Here is a 26737-nt window from a genome sequence, read left to right on the forward strand (position 1 = left end):
ATGCCTGTAATCACACTTTTTAGCGGTTCCTATTGTCAGGAAGCGGATGTCATCCGGAAAGTCGTTGAAATGTCCGGGTACACTTTGGTGGATGAACCTTCTTTGATTGCTGAAGCCGGCAAACAGTTTCAAATGGATGAGAGCAAGCTGATCAAGGCGCTGAGGGGAAAAACATCTGTTTTCAATAAATTCACTCATGAAAAAGAACGTGCGCTTGCCTGTCTGAAAATGACGCTTGCCAGCCTGCTCAAGCAGGACAACCTGCTCATCTCCGGTTTTCCGGCTCTGATGGTCCCCCCCGACATTTCTCACGTTTTGAAGGTTTGCATCATCGCGGACCTGAAATACCGTGCCGGAATCGCTGCCCAAGTCGAAGGGCTTTCGGAGAAGGATGCCGTCAAGAGGGTCCACAAAGAAGACGAAAGCAGTGTGCTCTGGGTGGACTACCTGTTCGGTCGAAAAGACCCCTGGGACCCGGAACTCTATGATATGCTCATTCCCATGGACAAGAACAGTGTGGATGAAGCGGCCGCTCTGATTTTTACCAATGTGAAAAAAGACGTGCTGAGGGTGACGGAAGCGTCCCGCAAGGCTGTGGAAGATTTCATCCTCGCTGCTCAGGTGGACATGAAGCTGGCCAAAGAGGGTCACAATGTTTCTGTTTCGGCAAAAGACGGCTTGGTCACCCTGGTCATCAACAAACACGTACTGATGCTCTCTTCTCTGGAAGAGGATCTGAAAAGGATTGTTCAGACGGTGCCGGGAGTGAAGGACATTGAAACGAAAGTGGGCGCCGGATATTATCAGACGGATATCTATCGCAAATTCGACTTTGAGGTGCCTTTGCCCAGCAAGGTGCTGCTCGTGGATGATGAACGCGAATTCGTGCAGACCCTATCTGAAAGGCTCGAAATGCGTGATCTGGGCACTGCTGTAGTTTATGGCGGTGAAGAAGCCCTCAGCGTGGTGGCCGAAGAAGAACCGGAAGTCATGGTTCTCGACCTCAAGATGCCCGGCGTGGATGGATTGGAAGTTTTGCAAAGGGTGAAGTCGGAACATCCCAACGTGGAAGTCATCGTCTTGACCGGTCATGGTTCCAGCGAGATCGAAAAGAAGTGTATGGAGATGGGGGCCTGTGCTTACCTGGAAAAACCGGTGGATATTGACACCCTCACCAGGACAATGAAAGAAGCGTATGCCAAGATCAAAGCGAGAAAGAAAGACGAATGATTTTTTAGGGCAGCGGACCGTCGGACTGCGGGAGGATGGCAATGGAAGGGAAGGAAGCAGCATTCCTGGGTAAAGTCACTGCCGGTTTTACTCACGAATTGAAAAACGTCCTGGCTATCATCAAGGAATCGGCGGGACTTATGGAAGACCTGCTTTCCGTCACTCCTGCAGGGGCTTTTCCTCACCAGGAAAGGTTTTCCCGGGCTTTGACGCGTATTCTGGAGCAGGTGGAACGCGGAGTGGATCTGTCGACACGGCTGAATCGCCTGGCCCACAGTCCGGATTTTCCCCTGGCTACGATCGATCTCAATGATACATGTCGGCAGATGGTCCTCCTTTGTGAACGTTTTGCAAGGCTCAAGGGCGTCGTTCTCAGGTGTACTCCCTCGGACACGAATCCTACGACGATGACCTCCCCACTCCACTTTCAGATGTGCCTGTTTTGGGCCCTTGAATCTTTATGGAATCAGATGAAAAACGGGGGAGAAATCACGCTTCTGGTAGAACCCAAAGGGGAAGATGTCAAAATTTGCGTGGTATGTTCCGGAGAGCTTGGCAGCGAAGATGCTTTTCATGAAGATGTCACGTGCGCTGAAAACTGGATGGTCGCTGTAAACACTATGGAGCACCTTGGGGGGAGGATGGAGAAGGGCCATGGCAGTTTTAGTTTTACCCTAGCATTGCCCGCAGAGACGAAATAAAATTTTCGTGCTATATTGTTTCAATTTGTCTTATTCTTATTGTTTTAAATTGTTTCAATATGGCTTGATCGTGAACTTTCTTTAACGAAATTAGCTGTAAGTTATTGTAATTGCAGCTAAGTTAAAAATGGCACAATCATTGCCAATTAAAGGGAGACTGAAGGGACCTGTGTGAAGGGACCCCGACGCTCCCTTTTTTTATGTCCATTTTCTGAAAAACAGGAATCTTGGGTGTCTCTTCTGAATGTGAAATACTCTTAAAGATGTTCGTTGTGCTTTCACAGCAAACGGACGGGATGCAGGGATACTGGTTTGCCTCGACCCGTGGAAGTAAGGTTGCTGATCATTGAAGCGGATGACTTGTTTCGCCGGAATATCTCCGAGCGACTGCGCCTCGAAAATTATGAGATCTTCGAGGCGAACGGAGAAACCGAGGCAAAGAACATTATTCGAAGAACCGACGTGGATGTCGTCTTGCTGGGGTTGGCTTCCATCAAAAAGCGGGGTTTGGCCCTGCTGAAAGAAATCAAAGAATTGAGGCCACTGACTGAGGTCATTCTCATGACCCCTTCTGAAGGTCTCTCCCTCACACTTTCCATCGAAGGGATGAAGTTGGGCGCTTTTGACGATCTTCTGGTGCCCTTCGATATGGAAACTCTGCTGGAACGCGTGGAAGAAGCATTCAGGCAGAAAAAGAGGAAAAGCGGTCGGCGAAGATCAAGTACCGAAGTTGCCGAAGAAGAGCGAAGCAATGAAGATCTTTCGGGGAAAGCCAAGATTTGATCCATGGGAAGGGCTACTGAATTGTATTAAAATCAGAGACATGAAAGGACTCTTGTGCGGATTGCATGTCGTTGGGTCCGAAAAAGAATAGATTGTTGAAAAGCTTGTCAAAGACAGAAGGGCGGATCATGGGGAAATTCAGAGTACTGCTGGTGGACGATGAGGAAGAATTGGTCAAGGCTTTGGCGGAGCGTTTGGAAATTCGCAAGCTCTCCTGCCAGATTGCTTTGAATGGAGAAGAAGCCCTGCGGATTGTCGAGGATAGCCCTCCCGACGTCATGGTGCTGGACCTCAAGATGCCGGGTATGGACGGGATGGAGGTGCTGAGGCGGGTGAAAAAATCGCACCCTGAAATTGAGGTGCTCATTTTGACGGGGCATGGTTCGGAAAGCGACGAGCAAATCGCAAGGAGACTGGGGGCCTTTGATTATCTGCAAAAACCCGTGGATATCCGGGAGCTGGTCAGTGCTTTGGAAAGAGCCTACGGAGCGAAGTCCTGAAGGATTGAAAGAATTGTTGTCACGTGTTTGGAAAACGTGGAGGAGTTCGGATAATGGATGAGAGAAATCAGAGAAGAAGGGTGCAACAAAAACCGAAGGAGAGAGATAGATGAAAATCAGGGTTCTTTTGGTAGATGATGAAAAAGATTTTGTGGATGTTTTGGCCGAGCGATTGGAAACGCGCGATTTTGAAGTTTCCATTGCTTACAATGGCGACGAAGCCATCGAAAAGATTAAGGAAAAGGAAATGGATGTCGTGATTCTGGACGTGCTCATGCCCGGAAAAGATGGCATCGAAACACTGATGGAAATCAAGAAAATCAAACCTATCCTGGAAGTCATCATGCTCACCGGGAATGCCACGGTGGAATCTGCTGTGGAAGGGATGAAAATCGGGGCCTTCGACTACCTCATGAAACCCACCGAGACCAAGGATCTGGTGGCGAAGATCGTCAAGGCCTACAAGCGCAAAGCGGAACAGGAGGAACGCATTCGCCAGGCCGAAATCGAGCGCATCATGATGACGCGGGGATGGGGTTGAGGCCGGGCGGGACATCTTGCTTGGATAGGGGGTGTTGGACTGCCGGGCAGCCGGGAAAAAGAGACAGCTGCCTTTTATTTTTCTCATCTTATGTGAGCACATTCACATGATTTGGAAGCTTAGATGCGCCGAACAGTGCGTAATATATGGGGTTTATTTTTCGAGGAGTTTCCCTTTGTGAGGAGGGTGGTATGAAGTCTATTCAGGTCAAAGAATTGATGGTTCCTCTGGCGCAGTATGCCACAGTTTCTGAGGATGCGACTCTTTATGAGGCGGTCGTTGCACTCAAGGCGGCACAGGAGTGTTTAGATCCTTCGCGTCACAAGCACCGGGCCATTCTCGTCTATGACGCGAAAAAGCGGATTGTCGGAAAGCTCAGTCAATTAGATGTGTTGAAAAGCCTGGAACCCAAATACGAAGACATCGGGAAACTTGATGCCATTTCCCGCTTCGGCTTCAGCAGGGAATTCGTGAGTTCCATGCTCAAAAACTACGGTCTCTGGGAAAAGCCCCTCCAGGATCTTTGCAAGAAAGCCGCTCAAAAGAAGGTCAAGGATATTATGTACACTCCGGGCAAGGGAGAATATATCTCGGATGAGGATTCTCTCGATGCGGCCATTCACCAGTTGATCATGGGGCAACATCAATCTCTGCTGGTCACGCATGGAGAGGAGATTGTGGGAGTTTTGCGGCTTACCGATGTCTTTGAAGCCGTGTGCGATGCCATGAAAGCCTGTGCTCTTTAAAGTCCTGTCGGTTGAAATTTCATTTGCTGAATTTTTGAGTGATTCGAGGCATCGAAGGATGCATAGAGTAAGGAGTCTTTATGAGTGCTGAGGTGAGTGCTTCTCGCAAGGAGAGCAGTATCAACTGGAGCCGCATCATTTTTCTTTTGGTTGGAATCGCCATTTTTGCAGGGGTCTATTTTTCTCCACCCTGGCCGGATGCCATCGATCCCATGGGCAAACATTTTCCTCTCTCCAAAGAAGGGAAGGGGGCCCTTGCGGTGTTTCTGCTGGCGGGCACCTGGTGGGTCTTTGAAGTGCTGCCCATTGGCGTGACGAGTCTTGCCATCGGGGTGCTTCAGGTGCTTTTCATGGTCCGCCCGGCCAAAGAGGCCTTCCGGGATTTCATGGACCCTTCGGTCTTGTTCATTTTCGGCTCCATCGTTATCGGCATGGTTTTCACCAAAACGGGTCTCACCAAGCGTCTGGCTTACAAAATGCTCATCATTGTGGGGGAGAAGACGAGCAACATCCTGCTGGGAGCCTTTGTCGTTACAGCGGCACTAACCCATATCATGGCTCACACGGCCGTTGCCGCCACGGTTTATCCGCTCTTCCTCGTCATCTATGCGCTTTATGGGGAAGGAAACAAACCCTCCAAGTTCGGCAAGGCCCTCTTCATTGGAATGGCCTATGTTGCTGGTGCCGCCAGTATCATCACGCTTCTGGGTGCGGCACGTGGTGCGGTCGCTGTCAGCTTTTTCAAGGAAATCGCCGGAAAAGACGTGAGCTTTTTCAATCTTACGTACTACATGTTCCCCATTGGCTGGTTGATGGTATTTCTGCTTTGGGGCTTTTTCATGGTTTTTCTGAAGCCTGAGAAAAAGACCATTCCCGGGTTGAGGGAACGGGCCAAGGAATTGTATGCGGACCTTGGCTCCGTAACCCAGAGAGAAATTCTTGCCGGGCTCATCATCTTCGGTGTCATTCTTGTCATGTCCCTGCAGTCTTTTGTCCCTGCCCTTCAACCCCTCAACAAGTCAGCCGTTCTATTGGTTTCAACGATTCTTTTCTTTGTCGTGAAAATTCTGGATATACAGGACCTGGAGGCTATCCCCTGGAATATTATTCTGCTCTTCAGCGGGGCCATGAGCATCGGTTTTTGCCTCTGGCAGACGGAAGCGGCAAAATGGCTGGCAGTCAACTGGCTGGTGCTTTTCAAGAAAGCCAACTGGTTTGTGTTTGTCATGGGCATTGCTTTCTTTGTCATGGTCATGACCAACTTCATCATGAACGTGGCGGCCATTGCCATTTCCCTTCCCGTGGCGCTGGTCATAGCTCCCTATCTCGGAGTAGCCCCTGAAGTGATCCTGTTTGCCTCTCTGGTGACGGCGGGCATGCCTTTTCTTCTTCTCGTCGGAGCGGCACCCAATGCCATCGCTTATGATTCCAAGCAGTTTACCAGCGGAGAATTCTTTATGTACGGCATTCCAGCGAGCCTGATACTCATGGCCGTAGTCGCTCTTGCAGCCCTGGTGATCTGGCCCATCATGGGAATGCCCGTCACTCTTGCCGCCGGGTAATTCGGGTCTCATGCTTTTGCCGGGTTCACGGTCCCAGTTCATTGTAAAGAGATCATATTTTCCCTGGCTCTATTGAGGAGAGATCCAGGAGGGTGAATTTTAATCCACCCTCCGCCTCTCCATTCAAGAGCGAGTTAAGTCTGAACAGAATTTTCTCAACAGTCTCACAACCTGCAAAAGCCGGTATCCAGAGAATTTGCCGTCTGGCTGGATTCCGGTTAAAAGCATGCCGAAATGACGTAGGCGGTAACTACCAAAAATGTTAGATAACTTCCGATCGGTTATTTGATCAAGAGTGCAACATACCAGGAAGGAAACAGTCGATGAAAAGAACCGCGCTCTTTTGTTATCTTCTCTTTATGTTTTTTGTGTTTGTAATTCCGGCCGGCGCAGCTGAAGAGGAGAAATCCCAGGGTCCTCATGATATTCTGGTTGTTTCGGGAACCATCCTCAATGCGCAAAGCAAACCTGTCAAAGAAGTCGAAGTGAATTTCTATGTCAACGGTGCAAAGGTACAGCTGGAAGAGGAAGTGATTACTTCCAAGGCTGGAAGGTATGAAGCGGAACTATTGCTTCCCCCAGGCACTCTGCCGGGAGCAAAAGTGGAGATAGAAGCGGATAAACCGGCGTATAAATCCTCCGGCCATATCCTGCTGGAGGATGTTGTCCAAGAGAAAACAGATGCAGAAGGAAACGTGAACTATCTTGCACACTACAATCTCACTCTCATGCGCGCCATCACCCCGGGCTTCTGGATCGCCACTTTCGTTTTGATCGCTGTTTATGCTCTGATCGCTCTCGAACTCATGCACAGGACCCTGGCGGCATTCCTGGGAGCAGCCCTCCTTCTTTTCATTACCTACACCGCTGGGACTTTTAATGATGATTACGTCATTCTGAGTTTTGAAGATGCCATACACGCCATCGATATGAACGTTATTTTCCTTCTCATGGCCATGATGATGATTGTGGGCATTCTCAAAAAAACCGGAGTCTTCCAATGGACGGCCTACAAAGCCTATCAGATGGCCAAGGGGAATGTCTATGCTCTCTCGTGCATCCTCATGGTCATCACGGCTGTCTCATCGGCATTTTTGGACAATGTCACTACCATGCTTCTCATTATCCCCGTAACTGTTGAAATCGCCTTGACTTTGAAAATCAATCCCATCGCATTTCTCATGCCTGAGGTCTTCGCTTCCAACGTGGGGGGGACCGCCACCCTCATCGGTGACCCGCCCAATATCATGATCGGATCTTATGCCAAACTCTCTTTTGTGGATTTTGTGCAGAATCTCACCGCTATCTGTGCCATAGGGCTGGTCTTCAGTCTAGTTTACTTCATCTTCTTATACAAAAAGGATTATCTGAAAGCCCAAGTGGGAGATGTTCAGAAAATGATCGATCACCTGAGAGAGGAATACAGGATCACAAACAAGACCCTGCTCACTCAGGGCTCCATTATCATGGGAATCGTGATTCTGCTTTTTATCGCTCACGGCGCCCTCCACATGGAACCGAGCATCGCGGCGATGATAGGCGCCGCAGTGCTCATGGCCATGAGTCGTGTGGACATCGTGGAGATGATCGAGCATGAAATAGAGTGGCCGACGCTGATTTTTTTCATCATGCTTTTCATGGTGGTGGCGGGGGCTGAGGAAACGGGGCTGATTCAAGTGATCGCGGAGTGGGTGAAGGACATGTCCCAGGGCTCCCTTGTGACGGCAATTGTAATGATCCTCTGGGTTTCCGCCATCGCATCGGCGCTCATAGACAATATCCCCTTCACGGCCACCATGCTTCCCATTGTCGGCTATCTCACCGTGGTGATACCGGGTGCAGAGCACGGCATTCTCTGGTGGGCGCTGGCATTGGGAGCCTGCCTGGGTGGGAACGGCACCATGATTGGAGCCAGCGCCAACGTGGTCACCGTGGGCATGGCCGAACGCGCCGGATATAACATCTCTTTCATGAAGTATATGAAGATCGCTGCATTTCCCACCTTGATCACGATCATCCTTTGTACCTTCTGGTTGCTCGTGGTGGAAATTTAGGTTTTTTTCGAAAACCTTCCCCGGCAGCGGACACCCCTCTTCAATTCCACCCTCAAGAGGGGACTAAGGGGGTGTTCGAAAGTCTACAGGAAATTTTCGGAGAGGTTGTAAGCGTTCAGACCGATCGAAAAGTGAATAGAATTGAATGACCCTCTAAATGCAGGAGTAATTTATGCCCTATAAAAGTATTGTTTGTGGTGTAACGGGTTCTGCTCACGCTCAGAAGGCAGCTTTACAGGCGGCGGTAATCGCCAAAGAGAACAATGCCAATTTGGTTTATGTTTATGTTATCGATACCGAGTTCTTTCATAAAGGCATAGCTGTTGAACTGTCTTCCAAAACCATCACGGAAACACTGCAGCATTTGGGAACACATATATTGGAAATGGCGGAGCAGTTGGCTCTCTCGCAGGGAGTGACGCCCAAGAAGGTCTTGAAAACTGGGAAGGTATTGAAATCCCTGCAGGAGGTTGTGGCTGAAGAAAATGCGGACCTGCTGATCCTGGGGCATGAAGAGCGGACATTCTTTGAAAAGGCATTGTTCAAAGGAGATGTAGAATCTCACGTGCAGGAACTGAAAAAAAAGACGGGCATCGATGTCTCTGTGGTTGGTTGAATGCAAAAGGTTGTAATCATACAGCAAAAAGTGCTTCCGATCACTAATAAGGGTAGCGCCGCTTTCCATGACGCCGTTTTTTAAGTGCGTAGGTTGCGTTGAATGGAATGAAACGCAACGGACAATAATAGACAATGTCGCGTTTCGAGACTCAACGCGACCTACGTGCTTTTTGAGTTGTGGAGATTGCAACGTAGATTTTCCCCGTCCATGTTCAAGCGCTGCTGTGGAAGGCGGCGCTACCCATTTTGGATCATCAAAATCATTCAAGTCATTCCAATGGATTCCAAGCCTGGGCTGCCGGCCGCTGATTTTCGGATTCGACCGTCGTTCCCAAAAAGCCGCACTCTAGTTCTGTTTGTTGTAATTATGCAACCCGCTTACAGTGCAAGGATGACCCAGGCAACTCATTGCCTGGGTCATCCTTGGCCAGGAGAACTTCCTCATGTCCCGGATCTTATTCGGCCTTCGTTTTCGTCTGATTCTTCTTGTTACTATAGCCATATTGCCTGCTCTGGGCGGTGTCATCTACAGTGCCTCAAAGCAGAGACAATGGATGGGAAAAGCGGGCGAACTGGAGGCGCTGAGGTTGGCTCGCCTGGCCGCCACAGAGCAGAACCGGCTCATTGAGGGTACACGGCAGATGCTGATTGTTCTTGCTCAACTCCCTATGGTGCGCGAGCGCGATTCCGAAAAGTGCAACGCACTGTTTGGTGCGTTGGTGGCCGAATCTCCTCTTTACGGAAACCTTGGTGCTATTGAAGCGGATGGGCATCTTTTCTGCGGTGCGTTTCCCGTCAACGAACCCATAGATACCGAGGATCTCACATACTTCAAAAGGGCCCTGCTGGATCGGGATTTTGCCATTGGAGATTTTCATATCAGCCCTGTTACAGGTAAAGCATCTCTCAATTTTGGGTATCCGGTCCTCAGCAAAACGGGAGATGTTCAGTCCGTCGTTTTTGTAACCCTGGATCTGGAGTGGCTGAATGGAATGGTGGGGAATGCAAAGCTGCCTGCCGGTTCCACATTCACTGTCATTGATTCTCAGGGCATGGTTCTGGCCTACTACCCCGATGGTACGGAGCACGTGGGGAAAATTCTGCCTCAATCCCCTGTGGTTCGTGCGATCCTCGCGCATCAGGAGGAAGGGACCATAGAAGGGGTCGGGGAAGACGGCGTACCTCGGCTGTATGCATTCACACCTCTTGCGGGAGACGTAAACGGCAGGGTCTATGTGGGCATCGGAATCCCGTCCGAAGTGGCTTATGCTCCCGTAAACCGCGCCCTGGTTTTCGACATCGTTCTTCTGGGCGGTGTCATGCTGCTCTCCACCCTTGCAGCCTGGTTTGGTGGAGACATATTCCTTTTGCGCAGATTGAATAAACTGGTTCACGCTACACAACGTTTGAGTTCGGGGGACCTGAGTGTTCGCACGGGGATTCCCAAAGGGCCGGGGGAACTGGGGCAATTGACCACGGCATTCGACCAGATGGCTGAGGCTCTCGAGAGGCGTGAAAAGGAGCGCCAGGAAGTGCAGGAAGCTCTTCAACGTTATGCGGACCGGCTCAGGGCGCTGGCCACCCGCTTGGCGGAGGCCGAGGAGGCGGAGCGGCACAGGCTTGCGTGTGAGCTGCATGACCGGGTGGGTCAGAATCTCACCGCTTTGAGCATCAACCAGAGCATCATGATCAACCTGTTGTCACCGGAGTCCAGAGGAAAGCTGGGAAGCCGCCTGGACGATTCAGTCACCCTCCTGGATGAAACCATGCAATGTATCCGGGACATGATGGTGGATTTGAGGCCTCCTGTGCTGGATGACTACGGACTGGCTGCCGCTCTGCGCTGGTATCTCGAAAGGTTTTCAGAGCGTACGGGGCTAAAGACGATTTTTGATGGTGAGGAATTCAATCCGCGGCTCCCTCCGTTGGTGGAGACAGCCCTCTTTAGGATTGCTCAGGAGGCCCTCACCAATGTGGTCCGGCATGCCCATGCGGATCGTGTGACCGTGACGCTGGGAGATGAAATGGGCAGTACCCGTTTGACCATCTCGGATGATGGAGTGGGATTCGATCCCAAGATTTCCCATAGCTACAATGAACACCCGAGCTGGGGACTCATTACCATGCGTGAACGTGCCATGGCCATAGGTTGCCATTTGCGAGTGGAATCCGGTCCCGGGACGGGGACAACCGTATTCGTTGAAATGACGGGGTGAAATATGCCTATCCGCGTGTTTCTGGCCGACGACCATGCGGTCGTACGTGACGGATTACGATTTCTGTTGGAGGTGGAAGGCGATATCTCCGTTGTGGGTGATGCTTCCAACGGTCGCCAGACGGTGCAACAGGTTATGGAATTGCATCCGGATGTGGTCATCATGGACATTGCCATGCCTGACCTCAATGGAATTGAAGCAACCAAACAGGTTTCACAAAACTGTCCGGAAGTGCTTGTTATCATCTTGTCGGTATATGCCACCTCGGAACACATTTTTCGAGCTCTGCAGGCGGGCGCTCAAGGGTATCTGCTCAAAGAGTCGGCGGGAAAGGAAGTGGTAAAGGCCGTTCGAGCTGTTTACTCTGGCAGGAGGTATCTGAGCCGCAAAATCGAAGATACTCTCATAGAAGATTACGTGCTCCAGCGGCAGGCTTCTTCTAAAAGTCCCCTGGAACGCCTCAGCGCCCGTGAACGTGAGGTGCTGCAGCTGGTGGTGGAAGGCAACTCCAGTGCTGTCATCGCAGAAATCCTGAACCTTTCCGTCAAATCGGTGGAAACGTATCGCAGCCGGCTGATGCAAAAACTTGGAATCAACGACTTGCCGGGACTTGTAAAGTTCGCCATCCAACATGGATTGACCCCCCTGGAAACCGGCCCGCCGGCACAGAAATAGGCTCCGGCGGTTGTGATCCATTGTTCAATATACCCCACACGCATTGTCATAGTTTCCCTACAGACGCGTTTTCTCAAAAAGATTATAAAAAACTTCGAATTCATTTTCTGCCCTTATTCATTTTTTAACCGAGAGATGACCGAGTCCAACATCGGGACGGAGAGAACGGACATTTTGGCCCCAAGAATATTGATAGCGGAAGACAATGAAATTTTAAGAAAATCCCTTCTTGACTGGATAAACGTATCCTTCCCCTGCTGTGATGTGTTGGAGGCAAGAGATGGAGAAGAGGCTGTACTTGTGGCACTTGGAAAATTGCCGGATGTCGTCGTCATGGACATTGCTCTTCCGAAAATGAACGGCATTGAAGCGACCCGAAAGATAAAAAAGGAGACTCCGGACATTCGTGTCGTGGTGCTGACCATTCATGAAGCATCTCAATACAGGACCGATGCTGTTACCGCAGGTGCGGATGCTTACATTCTCAAACGCAAGATGCACTCGCAGCTTATACCGGTATTGGCTGTGTTGTTGGACTCCGCAAGGGCAAAGACTTCATGAACACTCCAGGTTCAAAAGAATACGTCTCGGAAGATGCATCATAGAACGAAAAGATTCATTTATTGGTCATGTTATTCTTTTTGGCGGAGATGGAGGGAATGTTTTTTCAAGCCTTTTATGAATCGTATGCTGGATGAACCTTTTGAAATCAATGTATTCGAGAAGGATGAATAGAATGAAAAAAATGCTTTTTATGATTTTAACGTTCGCTATGCTGGCTCTTTTCGGTTCAGCACAATGTGGCGCAGCCGAGGCATCTCATGCAAAAGGACCCTCCGACATTCTAGTGGTTTCGGGGACGATTCTCAACGCCCAGGGTAAAGCCGTCGAAGAAGCTGAGCTGAAATTTTTCGTGGATGGAAAGGAAGTTGAACTTGAAGAAGAAGTTGTAACGTCCAAAGCGGGACGTTACGAGGCTGAAATCACCTTGCCCCCCGGCACCCTTCCCGGCGCGAAGATAGAAATAGAAGCGGACAAGCCTTCTTTCAAGAATACGGGTCTGGTTGTCCTGGACAAGATAGTCAAGGAAGATGTGGATGCATCCGGAAATACCTCGTACCTAGCGCATCACAGCTTCACATTGATGAGGGAGATCACACCGGCATTCTGGATTGCCGCCCTAGTGCTCATAGCGGTCTATGCGTTGATCGCTCTTGAACTCATGCACCGAACCCTGGCGGCCTTCCTCGGTGCCGCAGTTCTCATGACCATTACGTACACGGCGGGTACTTTCAATCCGAATTACGTGATTCTCCCCTTCGAAGAAGCCATGCAGGCAATGGACATGAACGTCATTTTTCTTTTGATGGCCATGATGATGATCGTGGGCATACTCAAAAAAACCGGCGTGTTCCAGTGGATGGCCTATAAGGCCTACCAGATGGCCAGGGGCAATGTATACGTCCTCTCCTGCATTCTGATGACGATCACTGCGGTAGGCTCTGCATTTCTCGACAACGTCACCACGATGTTGCTCATCATTCCAGTGACGGTTGAAATCGCCCTGACTCTGAAGATCAACCCTGTCGCTTTTCTCATGCCCGAAGTTTTTGCTTCCAATGTGGGAGGCACCGCCACACTCATTGGAGATCCTCCCAATATCATGATCGGGTCTTACGCCAAGCTCTCATTCCTCGATTTTGTGCAGAACCTGAGCCTCGTGTGCCTGATTGGGCTGGTATTCACCCTCGCCTACTTTGTTTTCATGTACAAAAAAGATTATCTGAAGGCCCAGGTGGGTGACGTGGATAAAATGATCGCGCACCTGAAGGAAGAATACAAGATCACCAATACGACCCTGTTGGTTCAAGGCGGCGCCATCCTGGGGATCACTATTTTTCTTTTCATCATCCACGGAGCGCTGCACATGGAACCGAGTATTGCGGCCATGATCGGAGCAGCGGTGTTGATGGTGATCAGTCGAGTAGATATCGTCGAGATGCTGGAACACGAAATCGAGTGGCCGACACTCATTTTCTTCATGATGCTCTTCATCGTTGTCGCCGGCGCCGAGGAAACGGGGCTCATTCAGGTCATCGCAGATTGGGTCAAGGATATGTCGGGAGGCTCGCTGGTGGTGGGGATTCTCATGATTCTCTGGGTTTCGGCCATTGCCTCCGCCATCATCGATAACATTCCCTTTACAGCGACCATGCTTCCCATTGTGGCGTATCTCACCACTTCCATACCGGGAGCGGAAGGCGGAATCCTCTGGTGGGCTCTGGCTTTGGGGGCATGTCTCGGAGGAAACGGCACTATGATCGGCGCCAGCGCCAATGTGGTCACGGTGGGCATGGCCGAACGTGCCGGATACCATGTATCCTTCATGCAATATGTGAAAATCGCTGCATTTCCGACAGCCGTGACTCTGGTCATCGCTTCCATATGGTTGCTCATGGTTGAAATATAAAATGATACAGTGAACGGATGAAACTGACCCCCTGGGAATGCGGCCATCTCAGCCGCCTTCTGCGGTGGGATGCCCGCACTCCCAGGAATCCACGAAATAAAGGCAATTGATCTCAACCGTTCACTGTATACGAGAGTGGGCTTCTGGATAAAGTATCTCTGGACAGTGCATGAGTTTTATGTTCAAAAAGGAGGGACTTTTTGACTTGTTCTGTGTCCCTTGCAGCTTTGCACTTGGGGGGGTAATGAGGTATCCGCTCTCTTTGATCTGGCTTCAGAAGCAATTCCTATCCGTTCTCCGGCGTCTTCGAATAAGCGACCAGACTTTTTTGATTCTATTGGCTGTGATTGTTGGTTTGGTGGTGGGAGGGGGATCCTTTCTTTTTGAAAAGATGCTGGAGTTTTCCAACGCCTTTTTCTGGGAGATCCTCCCCAAGTGGCTGGGCGAAAATAAATTATGGATTGTTCTCACTCCGTGCCTGGGGGCCTTTCTTTTAGTTCCCTTCATTTTGCTCTTTCCCGTGGATGCTACCAAGGACGGTGTTCCTGCCACGATGGAAGCCGTGGCTCTGAACAACGGCCTGATGCGTTGGAGCAACTCCTTCCTTCGAATGTTCATGTCGGCCATCACTTTGGGTTCGGGAGGTTCGGGAGGCAGCGAAGGGCCCATCATCCAGATCGGATCTTCTCTTGCTTCGGGTGTGGGGCAGTTCCTTCGGGTTTCGGGGAACCGTCTGCGTGTCATTGTCGCCTGCGGTGCGGCTGCGGGACTGGCATCCATTTTCAATGCTCCCATTGCAGGCGTTCTGTTTGCCCTTGAGGTCGTTCTGGGAGAATTCAACGTCCATTCCTTCAGCCCCATCGTGATATCTTCAGTGATAGCGACAGCTTTTTCCCGGGCTTATCTTAAGACCGGCAATGTTTTAACGGTTCTTCCCTATGAACTACACAGTGCTTGGGAGATCATTTTTTACGCTGTGATGGGGACTGTGGCCGGTCTCATTTCGGTCGGCTTCATTCGGTGGATGCAAATTGCAGAGCAATTTTTCCATCATAAGGTGCGACTCCCCAGAGCCGTGAAACCTGCGTTGGGTGGGCTTTTGGTGGGGGGGATCGGACTGTTCTATCCTCAGATTTTCGGCTATTCTTATGTGCCGATCACTGAAGCGATATACGGCCAATTCGTTCTGAGTACCCTGCTGGCGCTGGTCGTGTTGAAAATCGTGGCTACCGGGTTCACCATCGGTTCCGGGGGCTCCGGAGGCATCCTTTGTCCGTCTCTTTTTCTGGGCGCTGTGCTTGGAAGCGCCTGCGGGGATATTTTCAATCGGTTTTTTCCGCATATCGTTGTAACTCCCGGAGCCTATGGAGTTGTGGGCATGGGAGCCATGCTGGGGGCCGTGGTGCAGGCGCCCATGACGGCGATCATCATGGTGTTCGAACTGACCAATGCCTACACGGTCATCCTGCCCATGATGACTTCCTGCATTGTTGCAACTCTGGTGCAGAAAAGCATTCTGCAGGGATCCATCTACACTCTGAGTCTCGCTCGCAGAGGGATTGACATCGAAGCGGGAAGGGAAATGGGCATTCTTTCCAGTCTTCAGGTGAAAGATATCATGGAATTTCAATTCATAAAGATTCCAGCTCATGCCACCTATGATGCGGTGTTGAAACGCTGCCTCACCAATGCGGGAAACTATCTTTATATCGTGAATGACGATGACAACCTCGATGGAGTAGTCTCTTTTTCCGACCTCAAGGAATTTGTATTTGAAGAGGGACTGAAAGACATCGTGCTGGCAAGGGATTTGGCCAACCAAAATGTGGTCTACGTCACCCCGGATGAATCCCTCGCTTCGGCCCTCAATAAGTTCAGTTTTATCGATATGGAACAACTGCCCGTAGTGGAGGCCAATGGTACCTCGCGAATAATCAAAGGGATCATCACCCGTAATCATCTTTTGAAGGCATACCGACAGGAAATGTTGAAACGCGTCATGATCCAGGAAAAACATTGGAATGTTTCCGCTATGGATGATCACCCCTTACCATAGTGAGTTGGAACTCCAAGTTTGATGATGAGAGTCGTTTCCGCCTGTCCACAAAACCCTATGAATGTTTGGTATGGTACCGGTTCGGCAATCCAATTGTTTATAACCCTCCCCATCATCCTCCACTTGAACATCCGCAGGTTACACAGATTTCGCAGAGAGGTGAAAACAGCCGGCTTTTAAATTTTGTTTATTCCCTGCGCTCTTTGTTTTCCCTACGATGAGCGGTTATGGTAGAGCCGATGCACACAATCTTTTACAGTCTGTAAAAAAGCTCGACAGCAATTTCGGGAGTATCGCTTTCGCACAATTCCATCTTCATAGATAATATCATGTGTTTTTAGATGGTTAACGGAATATGTTCCCCTTATTCCATCTGCATGTGCCTTTTGGCACGACCATTGCCAACTTCTTCCCGTGCCCGTTCTTCTCGATCGGTATGTTCTTCTTCTCAGTATTTAAGGTGCCCAGATGGAAGAAAAAGGTTATAGAAAGCTGTATCTTAAGATCGTTCTCACGACACTTGGTTTTTCGCTCATCCCTCTCCTCGCTTTGGGCTTGAGCATGTATTACCAATTCAGTGTGTCTTATACGGCCAAGATAATGGAAAATCTAAGAACTCTGGCCGAAAACAGGCGTGCCGCGATAGACCTCTTTTTTGACGAACGTGTGTCTCAGTTGAATTCTCTCGCCTACACGCATACCTTTGATCAACTGACAAACGAGGAGTATCTGAACAAGGTCTTTACTCTCATGCAGATGCGCAGCAGGTCGTTCGTCGATATTGGAATCATCGATCGCAATGGAACTCATGTCGCCTACGTCGGACCGTATGAACTTAGAGGGCTCAACTACAAGAATGAAGCATGGTTCCATGAAACCATGCTGCGCGGTGTTTATATCAGTGATGTATTCACAGGATTTAGAAAACTACCCCATTTCATTATAGCGGTCATGCGCAGGGAAGGTGACCGGACCTGGATTCTTCGGGCCACCATCGATACGGATATCTTTGATTCCATGGTGAAAGCCGCCCAGGTGGGAAAGAAGGGAGACGCCTATGTCCTCAACGGAGATAACATCCTGCAGACAAAGCCTCGCTTCAGCGGAGATCTATTGAGCAAGGTCGATTTTTTCGATCTACCCAAGTTTGCCGGCACGCATGTCGAGGACATGCAGATCAATGGAGATAAGGCTCTTTTTGCTACAACATGGCTCAAAAACAAAGAATGGTTGTTGATCATCAAGGAAGACCCGCGGGAAGAGCTTCTGCCTCTCGAACATGCACGGTTTCTGGTTCTGGGAATGGGCGCCGCGGGTCTTGTGCTCATTATCATTGGAACCCTTTTTGTGGCTCGATCCATGATTGCTCAATTGGTTGAAAGAGATCGGGAAAAGGCCATACTGGATTCCAATCTCGTTCAATCCAGCAAGATGGCGGCCCTTGGGAAACTGGCGGCGGGCATTGCACACGAAGTCAACAATCCCCTGGCGGTCATCAAGGAAAAAGTGGGCTGGATCAGGGATCTTCTGGATGAGGAGGACATTTCCAAAAGCGAAAACTTCAGTGAGTTTGAGGACGCAGTTCGAAAAATCGATTTCCACGTGGACCGCGCAAAGAAAGTGACCCATCGATTGCTGGGTTTCGCCCGGCGCATGGAACCTGTCCAGGAGAATGTGGATGTCAATAAACTCTTGGATGGAACGATAGATTTCCTGCGGAACGAGGCTCATTACAGGAACATTGAAATCCAGACTGCCTATTCGGAAAATCTACCGGAAACAGTAAGCGATTCCGCTCAGTTACAGCAGGTATTCCTCAATATCTTGAACAACGGGATCGATGCCGTCGGAAAGGATGGGGTTATCTCCGTCAAGACAAGTTTCAATTCCCGTGACCGGGAGATGGCAATCAGCATAACGGATAATGGTCCCGGCATTCCCAACGATGTATTGAACAAAATCTTCGATCCGTTCTTTACGACCAAAGAGTTGGGTATGGGGACGGGATTGGGTCTTTCCATCAGCTACAGTATCATGGAAAAGTTGGGTGGACGCATTCTGGTGGCCAGTGAAGTAGGGAAGGGTACTACTTTCACCATCTATCTGCCCATAGTCCGTCATGAAAAGGTGTAGTCTTTTCAGAATGCCTGGAGTGCACTGTTGACGCGCACCGGTCATCTTTTTTTGACGACAAGGATGTTGGGATATACTCGTAATGGTTGATAGTTGCGCTTTTGTACATGAGATGATCAAAAGTCTTAATTTTATCCGTGCGGAGTATAAATTCCTTGCAGTGAGGATGGATTATGGAAGATTTTAGGGTGTTAGTTGTCGACGATGAGCCGGATTTTCTTGAGACCATTGTGAAGCGTCTCAAAAAGCGAAAGGTCGACGCTGCAGGAGTGGACAGCGGTAAAAAGGCGCTTGATTTGTTGGAGAGAGAACATTTTGATGTGGTCATACTGGATGTTCGCATGCCCGGAATGGACGGGATAGAAACGCTCAAGGAAATCAAGAGGATCAGGCCGCTTATGGAAGTGATTATGCTCACCGGACATGGATCTGTTGAATCCGGGATGCAGGGAATGCAGTTGGGGGCCTTTGACTACGTGCTCAAGCCGGCGGCAATAGATGATCTTCTGGAAAGAGTCCACCAAGCTTACGAAAGGAAGTCCTTACACGAAAAAAAAATTCGCCAGGGCAAGGAAATCCTATGAGTTTTTGTTTGAACAAGAGGGGAATTTTAAAGATAAATTCCCTCTTTGAAGGGGAACCATACCCCAGGAATTCCGCTTTGAGGGGGGACATGAGGGGTGTTCACTTTTCAAAATGAGAATTGCTGTATCATACCGGACCTCCTCTTTTGGACTGTGGGAAAAAATGAAGCCGATGATCGTGCAAACCGAGCGATTGTCCTTATACCTTCAGCATGCCGCGCCGGCCTTCCTGACGGTGGCAATGTCCGTCCCCCTCTGGTTTGTGGGAAGTAAGATCCTGGCGTGTCTGGCTTTGCTGCTTGGAGCCCTTTCTATTGTCTCCACCTACCATCTCGTTTGCCTCATTACAAAGGCCAACGCGCAAAAATGCTATCTGGATGAACAGTTGATCCAATCCCAGAAACTGGCTTCCATTGGCGAACTCTCTTCAGGAATCGCTCATGAAATCAACAATCCCCTCGCCATCATCGGCCAGGAAATAGAGTGGATGCGCCACCTTCTGAAAGAAAACGAAGAGAAGGGGTTGAAAGGGATTGAAGATCTCACGGATTCTATGCAGGAAATCGGCCGCCAGGTAAACCGGTGTAGGGAGATCACTCATAAGTTGCTTGATTTTGCAAGGAAAAAGGAGCCTCTCATTCAGGGCGTTGAAATCAACAAGCTCATAGAAGACATGGTGAAGCTGGTGGAAAAAGATGCTTCTCACAAGGATATCAAGATCATCCGAGCTTATCGCCAGGATATTCCTCTTGTCTACACCGATCCGCCCCTTTTGCGTCAGGTGATTCTGAATCTTCTGAACAACGCCGCATACGCTATTGGACAAAATGGCAATATAACCGTGACCACTGCCATTTCAGAAAATCGCACTTTAGATATTGGCATTAGGGATACAGGCTGTGGTATTCCAAAAGAGGACATCAATAAGATTTTCGATCCGTTCTTTACGACCAAGCCTCCCGGTAAGGGTACGGGCTTGGGGCTTTCCATTTGTCACGGAATCATAAGACGGTTGGGGGGTAAATTTTCTGTTGAGAGCACAGTGGGCAAGGGAACGACAGTCACCGTGCATCTGCCTTTGCAGCAAGGAGAAGGAGAAAAGTGAGCATGGCTTCAAATCCCCGGGTGTTGATTGTTGATGACGAAGAGAGGTTCAGAATTACTTTGAGCAAACTGCTCAAAGCGAAGGGTGTCGATGTGACGCACCTGGGCAGTGCGAAACTGGCTTTGGAAGAGTTGGAGAAGAATCCTTACGATGTCATTTTGCTGGATGTGAAAATGCCGGAAATGAATGGTATAGAAGCTCTGGCTGAGATCAAGAAGATCAAGCCGGGCATCGAGGTGATCATGCTGACGGGGCATGCTTCCGTCGATGTGGCCGTGGAGATCATGCGGCTCGGAGGCTACGAGTACCTCCTCAAACCTTGTCCCACCGATGAACTGATGGAAAAGATCGAGGCCGCTCACGAACGCAAGTTATCCCGTGAAGAACGTCTCAAGAAGGCTGTGGCTACTCAATCGGCTCAGACTTCCTGAAGGTTTTCGATTCCACTTTGTGGTCGCGAATGAGTCGGTGGAGGTATTGCCTCTTGAGGCCCGATTCTTTTGCAGCCTGGGATACGTTTCCGGAATGTTTTTCAAGCACTTTGGTGATGTATTGCGTTTGAAATTCCTCCATTAACCTGTCCTTGGCTTCCTTGAACGGCAGTGAGAAAATATCTTCAGTAGGCATGGTAGCGAGGGAAGGAGGCGAGGAACCGGAGTCCGGGGTGGAAAGATCGCCCACCTCCAGGATATCACCCAATGCCATGATCACCCCACGCTCCATGACGTTTTCCAGTTCTCTCACGTTTCCAGGCCATTCGCGGCGGGAAAGATATTCCAGCGCATTTCTGGATAAGCCCTTTATATTCTTGTTGTAGAGTACACTGTATTTTTCAAGAAAGTGCCGAGCGAGGATGGGGATATCCTCCGGTCGTTGCCGGATGGATGGGAGGTGCAGGTTGATGACGTTCAAGCGGTAAAAAAGGTCCTCCCGGAATTCCCCCTTCTTGATTCTTTCCTGGAGATTTTGATTGGTTGCAGCAATGAAGCGGATATCGGCCTTCCGAATGGTGTTGGAGCCGATGACCTTGTATTCCCCTTCCTGGAGCAACCTCAGCAGCTTGACCTGCATGGTCGGGTTCAAATCCCCGATTTCGTCCAGGAAGAGCGTTCCTCCGTTGGCCTCTTCCACCAATCCTTTCTTGTCCTTGAGTGCCCCAGTGAATGAACCTTTCACGTGTCCGAAGAGTTCGCTCTCTATAATGGATTCCGGAATGGTGCTGCAGTCGATGGGGATGAAAGCCTTGTCCTTGCGAAGGCTGTGGGAGTGAATGGCGCGGGCCACAAGTTCTTTTCCTGTCCCGCTTTCTCCCGTAATCAGCACCGTAGCGGCAGTCTTGGCTACACGGTCGATCTGGCTCTTCAGCCTTTCCATGGCTATGCTGTTTCCGATGAGCGCCGGAAAAAGCGGCTTTCCCTCCAGCTGTTCCCGCAGGTAAAGGTTTTCTTTTTGCATGTGCCGCCACTTCAATGCCTGGTCCACGACATGCAGAATTCTTTCTTTGCGAAAAGGCTTGGTGATATAATCAAATGCTCCTTTTCGAGTGGCTTCGATGGCCGATTCAATGGTGCCGTAGGCCGTCATGATGATAACGGCGGTACTTGCATCGTGTTCTTTGACCATCTCCAGAACTTCGATGCCGTTGAGCTGGGGCATCTTGAGATCCGTGAGTATCACGTCATACCGATTTTTCTTGAGCAGATCAGGCACCCGAAGAGGATCATCCGTGGTGTCTATTGCGTGGGGAGTTTTACCCGACAAGATGCGTGTGATAAGGACAAGCATATCTTTTTCGTCGTCAATCACCAAAATTTTCCCCGGCATGTGCATCTCCTTGGCGAAGAATCAATTCCTGATTGTTATTTTCACTCCCAAGAGGGCGACAAGTCAACAGGTATGTCACCTGAAAGTTTCACTCTTGTGAATCCGTTTCGTCAACTTTTGACCAGGACTACCCGGAACTATGGAAAGTAAAGAGAGAATCAAACTTCACAAGGTTTTGAAAATATTTGGTGGAATCACTTTGCTCCTCATGTGTGGAGCTTTGTATCTCGGCATTTCTACGGCGAGGTATATGAAGGATACCATACGCGATCAGTTCAACGAACAGCAGCTGGTTCTTGCCAAAGCCACGGCTCACCGGATCGAATCCACCATTCAGTCTGCCATTGCCGACCTGGTCCTCCTGAATTCCTTGCCCGCCATTCAATACTGCGATTCAGATGCCTATGAAATTCTCCTTCTGTCCACCCTGCCCGTGCTGAACCGGGACAATATCGTTGAAATTCGCCGGGTAGACCGCGAAGGGAACACCCTCTTTGTGGCCAATGATCAGGGGATAGGCATGAAGCATTTCGGGTTGTTACATCAGGAGGCGGGGGTTTATCTTTCATGGGCTTCCGACTTGAACCATCGCGGAAAAACCATGGGAACGGGAGTTCGTTCCAAGGATCAAGCCAAAGACAAGAAGACCCTTGTATTCGATTTGATCACACCCACCTACGAGGATTCCACGGATAGTGCGCATCCACGGCCTTCACACCGCTTCTCCGGCTACTTGAAAGTGACACTGGACGTGGCCCGCCTGTTTCACCAGATCATCCCATCCATTCGATCAGGGAAAACGGGTTATGCGTGGGTTTTGGATTCTTCGGGAACTTTTCTTTATCATCCCGAGAGTTCCTTTGTGGGTGAAAACGCTTTCGAAGTCCGCAGCAACAGGAATCAGGCCATCTCCTTTTCCAAGATCAACCAGATTCAGCGTGAAGAGATGCTCAAAGGCAAGGAAGGCAAGTCCGTCTACACCTCGGGTTGGCATCGGGATGTGGTGGAACCCATGGAAAAACTCATCGCTTTTGCACCCGTGCACATACAGGGGCCATATATGGATTATGCTTGGTCCGTGGCGGTTGTTGCCCCTTTGCAAGAAATCGAGGGAACCATCGGTATGGTCTACGAAAGGCAGATGGGACTGCAGGGGATTGTCATTCTAATCATTCTCATTGGAAGCCTTACCGTCATCATCTATGAAATGAGATGGTCCACACTTCTCGAACATGAAGTGAACATAAAGACAGATCATATCCGGCATTATGCAGAACAGCTGGAACGGTCCGAGGCCAAGTACCGCTCTCTCATTGAAAGCGCGGAGGATCTCATCTTTACCCTGGATTCGGAAGGATTCATCAAAACGGCCAATGAACATATGTCCCGGCTGTTCGGTATAGAAAGCGGCACACTGGTTGGGCAGAGCCTCTATAGCTTTCTTCCTAGGGAACAGACGGACGAACAGTTGAGGCTGATTCGAGAGGTGCTCGGTTCGGGAAAGGCCCAGAGAACCGAGATCCTCATCAACATTCAGAATGAAGATTTCTGGTTCAATATCCAGTATATACCCGTCAAAGGGGAAGGGAATGAAGATCGGGCCATCCTGGGGATCGGGCGGGACATCACGGACCGGAAAAGCCTGGAAAAGCAGCTCATCAACACGGAAAAACTGGCCTCCCTGGGCACCCTGGCCGCTGGCGTAGCGCACGAAATCAACAATCCCATCGGGATCATGCTGGGGTTTTGCGATTTGCTGCTGGAAAAGATGGAACCGGGCACGATGGAATACAACGATCTCAAGACCATTGAAAGGCACGGCCTTCATTGCAAAAGCATCGTGGAACGCCTCCTCAGCTTTGCCCGCATCAGTGAAGAAACCGAAGAAGGCTGCAATATCAATGAAAATGTGGAAGCCATCCTTTCCGTCGTGAAACATACCCTGGATATGAACAATATCAGGCTCGTCACGGAACTGGATGACGATCTCCCCATTGTGCGGGGAGACTCGCGAGGGCTGCAGCAGGTGCTTCTCAACCTGATCAGCAACGCCATTCATGCCATGAACGGGAAGGGCACCCTGACCGTTTCGACGCGGTTGGCTCCAAAGCCCGGCTGGGTGGAGACGATCGTATCGGATACGGGCTGTGGCATAAAGAAAGAGTTCCTTCAGAAAATATTCGATCCCTTCTTCACGACCAAGAAGGTGGGGGAAGGTACTGGACTGGGACTTTCTGTAAGTTATGGTATTATCACGAAATATGGTGGAACCATTCAGTGTGAAAGTCATGTGGATGATGGAAAGCCCGGGCATGGAGGCACAACCTTCACGATCCTTCTGCCGGTACATGTGGAATCCCTCACCGAGGTCCCCCCTTCTGCTCGCGATGCAAACCCTCCCAAACCCTGAACTTTGGCGCGACTATTGAATAGGCTAAGCTCTGAGTTTATATGAAATGGCAGGTCGGCCTTCAAAGCCGGCGCCTTTCTGTCGGGAAGGGAATCCCGCCCTGCCGTTTCATGTTTCGTTGTGATCCCTTGGATCCTGGGGAGAAGAGTGCAAGTATCGACTTGTTCATACTCAAGGTGATTTAAGCATGAATGAAATGAGCCGCAAAAATATCCTCATTTTGGATCCCGAAAGAGACATCGGGGAACTCTTTGCCCGTGCTTTGGAAGCGCGCCGAGACTGCAAGTGTTACCTGGCAAGCAGACAGGAAGAGGTCGTCGACCTGTTGAAGGATATCTCCTTCGATCTTCTTCTGGTGGACCTGGGAACGGCTTTTGCCGAAGATTTTAAATTACTCAGAAAAATTAAAAACTTATATCCTCGCCTCATCCTCATCATCGATGCCTATCTTCACCAGAGAGAACTCATCACCAAGGCTCTGAGCCTCGGAGCGCACGGCTATATCATCAAACCCATCAAGATCGACTCTTTCCGAAAGAAAATCGACGAATTTTACTGCCTTTCTTCCGTCTGAATTCGCGAATCTGTCCGCTTTCAGATGACACTCCTGTCACCTGAAAGTTTCACTTTTCCTCCCGAATTTTTTCAAAACCTTAATCGCCATACCTTCTAACATTCTGTAATTACCTATTTATTCAGCTTGTGAATTCTGTGGCACATGTCTTGCTCAAGTATCCTCACGACGGACGAAACGCATGATGGAAATGAAATCATGCAGAAATAATAAAAAGGAGGTGACTGCCGGGATCTGTGGTTCGAGGAGAGGAACGGGCAAGGAGGTCTCACTGAATTACTAGGGGGTTTCATAGATCGATGAATCATTCAATTTTTCAGTGAAAAAGCAAGTGGTTTGGAGTCGAAAGAAGTTGAAGGTTATGGGAGTCGGGGTTTGATCACTCAAAGCGGAGGTCGAGGGAAATGAAAAAATTATGGGTAAAATTCTTGGGGTTGATCGCCATGGTATCCGTACTTCTGCCGGGAATCGCTTCTGCAGCCGGTGGGGGGGCTGCTGCGCCTCTTATCATTGTGGCGGATACGCGGAAGCTCAGCGGGATCCTGGCCTGGTGGGGGAATATGTACAATGAGAGTATGGTGGAATTCACGGTTTTCACGGTTATTCTCATCCCGGCTATCGGAGTGGCTTTCGGGGTTCTTGCGGACCTCATCATGAGCCACATCGGGATCGATCTCAAATCGCGTGAACTGTCGGAACATTAAAAGACAGGGTGACGAAAATTTCCTTTACTAAACAGGAGGTAATCTCATGGATTGGTTATATGTTCTTATGCCCATCGCGGGAGTGAAGATATTCTGGCCCGGTTTGATTATCTTGGGAATCGGGGTTGGCATCATCGGTGGTTTCTTTGGAATGGGCGGCGCCTGGATGGTGACCCCCGGTCTCAACATTCTTGGCTTTCCCATGGCTTTCGCCATCGGAACGGACATTGCCCACATGGCCGGCAAATCCCTCATTTCGACCATGCGACATGGCAAATTCGGAAACGTTGACTACAAACTGGGCCTGATCATGCTCGTCGGCACAGTCGTCGGTTTCGAAGTCGGCGCCCAGATGGTCATGTGGCTCGAACGCATAGGGAGTGTCGAGAAAACCGTCCGTATCCTCTATCTGGTGCTCCTTGCCTTCATCACATGGATGGTTTTCAACGACGTCGCCAAAAAGAAGAGAAAAGATAGAGAAGCCCGGGCTGCGGGCAGGGAAGTGGATCCTCTCTCCACCGGCGTGGAATGGCATAAGACTTTTCAGAAAATCAAGATCCCTCCCATGATCCATCTCAATGTCGCGCAGATCTACTGCTCCGCCTGGCTGCCCATCATGGTGAGTTTTCTAACGGGGTGGTTGGCAGGCATCCTGGGCATCGGCGGTGGTTTGATCCGCATGCCGTCCCTCATCTACATCTTGGGCTGCCCGACTCACGTCGCTGTTGGAACAGACCTTTTCGAAGTGGCCATCTCCGGTCTTTACGGCGCAGCCACTTATACCTTCAAGGGTCGTACGGAACTGGTGGCTGCGGTCATCATGCTGGTGGGCGCCTCCATTGGAGCTCAAGTGGGCACAGTCGCCACCAAGTACATCAAGGGCTATGGAATCCGTATCGCTTTCGGTGTCGCGGTCATCGGCTGCTCCCTCTCCATCATTTTGAAGCTCCTCCCCAGCTATGTCTCGGTATCCAAGCAACTTTGCGATAACATCTCCACGGTTCTGGTTCTCGGCGTTGTGACCGCTCTTTCAGTCTACATCTTCGTAAGGATGCTCCAGGGCGCCAAGGCCGAAGTTGCCGCAAAGAAGGCGGTACTGGCAAGGCAAACCGCGTGAGCAGGATGTCCGGAGTGTTGTGGCGCCTGTTTTGAAATGGATCAACGTGCTTTCGAGAATCCTCCCGGAAGGGCCGGTCATTGCATGGGGTACTCAGAACAGACCAGCTCCTCCGAGGGGGGGGGGAAGCACTC

General features: G+C 50.0%; 23 protein-coding genes. 22 read left to right on the forward strand and 1 reads right to left on the reverse strand.

Annotated features, from left to right (window positions below; translation table 11 throughout):
* The 18 genes from QMG16_RS03285 (at window position 1) to QMG16_RS03370 (ending at window position 20405) form a co-directional block, all read left to right on the forward strand.
* Window positions 1-1230, forward strand: a complete 1230-nt coding sequence (locus QMG16_RS03285; RefSeq protein ID WP_281792243.1) for a response regulator — start codon at window positions 1-3, stop codon at window positions 1228-1230.
* Between the two features lie 41 nt (window positions 1231-1271).
* Entirely contained in the window at window positions 1272-1931 is a 660-nt protein-coding gene (locus tag QMG16_RS03290; RefSeq protein WP_281792244.1) for a sensor histidine kinase, read from the forward strand.
* 312 nt (window positions 1932-2243) lie between these two features.
* The gene (locus QMG16_RS03295) at window positions 2244-2714 is read left to right on the forward strand and encodes a response regulator (protein WP_281792245.1); all 471 of its coding nucleotides are present in this window, start codon (window positions 2244-2246) and stop codon (window positions 2712-2714) included.
* A gap of 128 nt (window positions 2715-2842) precedes the next feature.
* A complete protein-coding gene (locus tag QMG16_RS03300) occupies window positions 2843-3214 on the forward strand; it encodes a response regulator (RefSeq protein WP_281792246.1) in 372 nt (123 codons plus the stop codon).
* A gap of 109 nt (window positions 3215-3323) precedes the next feature.
* Window positions 3324-3755: a response regulator gene (locus tag QMG16_RS03305; protein WP_281792247.1), complete on the forward strand. Its 432-nt coding sequence runs from the start codon at window positions 3324-3326 to the stop codon at window positions 3753-3755.
* A gap of 191 nt (window positions 3756-3946) precedes the next feature.
* Window positions 3947-4501, forward strand: a complete 555-nt coding sequence (locus QMG16_RS03310) for a CBS domain-containing protein (protein ID WP_281792248.1) — start codon at window positions 3947-3949, stop codon at window positions 4499-4501.
* An 80-nt stretch (window positions 4502-4581) separates the two neighbouring features.
* A complete protein-coding gene (locus QMG16_RS03315; protein WP_281792249.1) occupies window positions 4582-6063 on the forward strand; it encodes an SLC13 family permease in 1482 nt (493 codons plus the stop codon).
* A 323-nt stretch (window positions 6064-6386) separates the two neighbouring features.
* The gene (locus tag QMG16_RS03320; protein ID WP_281792250.1) at window positions 6387-8117 is read left to right on the forward strand and encodes an ArsB/NhaD family transporter; all 1731 of its coding nucleotides are present in this window, start codon (window positions 6387-6389) and stop codon (window positions 8115-8117) included.
* A 172-nt stretch (window positions 8118-8289) separates the two neighbouring features.
* On the forward strand, window positions 8290-8733 hold the full coding sequence (locus tag QMG16_RS03325; protein ID WP_281792251.1) for a universal stress protein: 444 nt from the start codon (window positions 8290-8292) through the stop codon (window positions 8731-8733).
* A 445-nt stretch (window positions 8734-9178) separates the two neighbouring features.
* Complete coding sequence (locus QMG16_RS03330) at window positions 9179-10951, forward strand: sensor histidine kinase (RefSeq protein WP_281792252.1); 1773 nt, start codon at window positions 9179-9181, stop codon at window positions 10949-10951.
* A 3-nt stretch (window positions 10952-10954) separates the two neighbouring features.
* Complete coding sequence (locus QMG16_RS03335) at window positions 10955-11626, forward strand: response regulator (protein WP_281792253.1); 672 nt, start codon at window positions 10955-10957, stop codon at window positions 11624-11626.
* A gap of 135 nt (window positions 11627-11761) precedes the next feature.
* On the forward strand, window positions 11762-12187 hold the full coding sequence (locus QMG16_RS03340; protein WP_281792254.1) for a response regulator: 426 nt from the start codon (window positions 11762-11764) through the stop codon (window positions 12185-12187).
* 175 nt (window positions 12188-12362) lie between these two features.
* Window positions 12363-14096: an ArsB/NhaD family transporter gene (locus tag QMG16_RS03345; protein WP_281792255.1), complete on the forward strand. Its 1734-nt coding sequence runs from the start codon at window positions 12363-12365 to the stop codon at window positions 14094-14096.
* Window positions 14097-14340: 244 nt separating this feature from the next.
* Window positions 14341-16152 carry a chloride channel protein gene (locus QMG16_RS03350; RefSeq protein ID WP_281792256.1) on the forward strand — a complete coding sequence of 604 codons (1812 nt, stop codon included), beginning with the start codon at window positions 14341-14343 and terminating at the stop codon, window positions 16150-16152.
* Window positions 16153-16620: 468 nt separating this feature from the next.
* The gene (locus tag QMG16_RS03355; RefSeq protein ID WP_281792257.1) at window positions 16621-18285 is read left to right on the forward strand and encodes a sensor histidine kinase; all 1665 of its coding nucleotides are present in this window, start codon (window positions 16621-16623) and stop codon (window positions 18283-18285) included.
* A 173-nt stretch (window positions 18286-18458) separates the two neighbouring features.
* On the forward strand, window positions 18459-18869 hold the full coding sequence (locus QMG16_RS03360) for a response regulator (RefSeq protein WP_281792258.1): 411 nt from the start codon (window positions 18459-18461) through the stop codon (window positions 18867-18869).
* A gap of 172 nt (window positions 18870-19041) precedes the next feature.
* A complete protein-coding gene (locus QMG16_RS03365) occupies window positions 19042-19974 on the forward strand; it encodes a sensor histidine kinase (RefSeq protein ID WP_281792259.1) in 933 nt (310 codons plus the stop codon).
* Between the two features lie 2 nt (window positions 19975-19976).
* Window positions 19977-20405 (forward strand): response regulator, encoded by a 429-nt coding sequence (locus QMG16_RS03370; protein WP_281792260.1) that lies wholly within the window; start codon window positions 19977-19979, stop codon window positions 20403-20405.
* Here QMG16_RS03370 and QMG16_RS03375 read toward each other — a convergent pair.
* Window positions 20380-21798, reverse strand: coding sequence for a sigma-54-dependent transcriptional regulator (locus tag QMG16_RS03375; RefSeq protein ID WP_281792261.1), 1419 nt, complete (start codon window positions 21796-21798; stop codon window positions 20380-20382). The two genes, QMG16_RS03370 and QMG16_RS03375, sit on opposite strands and share 26 nt — an antisense overlap.
* A gap of 139 nt (window positions 21799-21937) precedes the next feature.
* On the opposite strand from QMG16_RS03375, the gene QMG16_RS03380 reads away from it, so the two are divergent.
* The 4 genes from QMG16_RS03380 (at window position 21938) to QMG16_RS03395 (ending at window position 26603) form a co-directional block, all read left to right on the forward strand.
* Complete coding sequence (locus tag QMG16_RS03380) at window positions 21938-24208, forward strand: sensor histidine kinase (RefSeq protein WP_281792262.1); 2271 nt, start codon at window positions 21938-21940, stop codon at window positions 24206-24208.
* A gap of 187 nt (window positions 24209-24395) precedes the next feature.
* The gene (locus QMG16_RS03385) at window positions 24396-24782 is read left to right on the forward strand and encodes a response regulator (protein ID WP_281792263.1); all 387 of its coding nucleotides are present in this window, start codon (window positions 24396-24398) and stop codon (window positions 24780-24782) included.
* 404 nt (window positions 24783-25186) lie between these two features.
* On the forward strand, window positions 25187-25486 hold the full coding sequence (locus tag QMG16_RS03390) for a DVU0150 family protein (RefSeq protein WP_281792264.1): 300 nt from the start codon (window positions 25187-25189) through the stop codon (window positions 25484-25486).
* 46 nt (window positions 25487-25532) lie between these two features.
* Window positions 25533-26603: a sulfite exporter TauE/SafE family protein gene (locus tag QMG16_RS03395; RefSeq protein WP_281792265.1), complete on the forward strand. Its 1071-nt coding sequence runs from the start codon at window positions 25533-25535 to the stop codon at window positions 26601-26603.
* Window positions 26604-26737 lie beyond the last annotated feature (134 nt).

The organism is Desulforhabdus amnigena (assembly GCF_027925305.1).
Taxonomy (GTDB): domain Bacteria; phylum Desulfobacterota; class Syntrophobacteria; order Syntrophobacterales; family Syntrophobacteraceae; genus Desulforhabdus; species Desulforhabdus amnigena.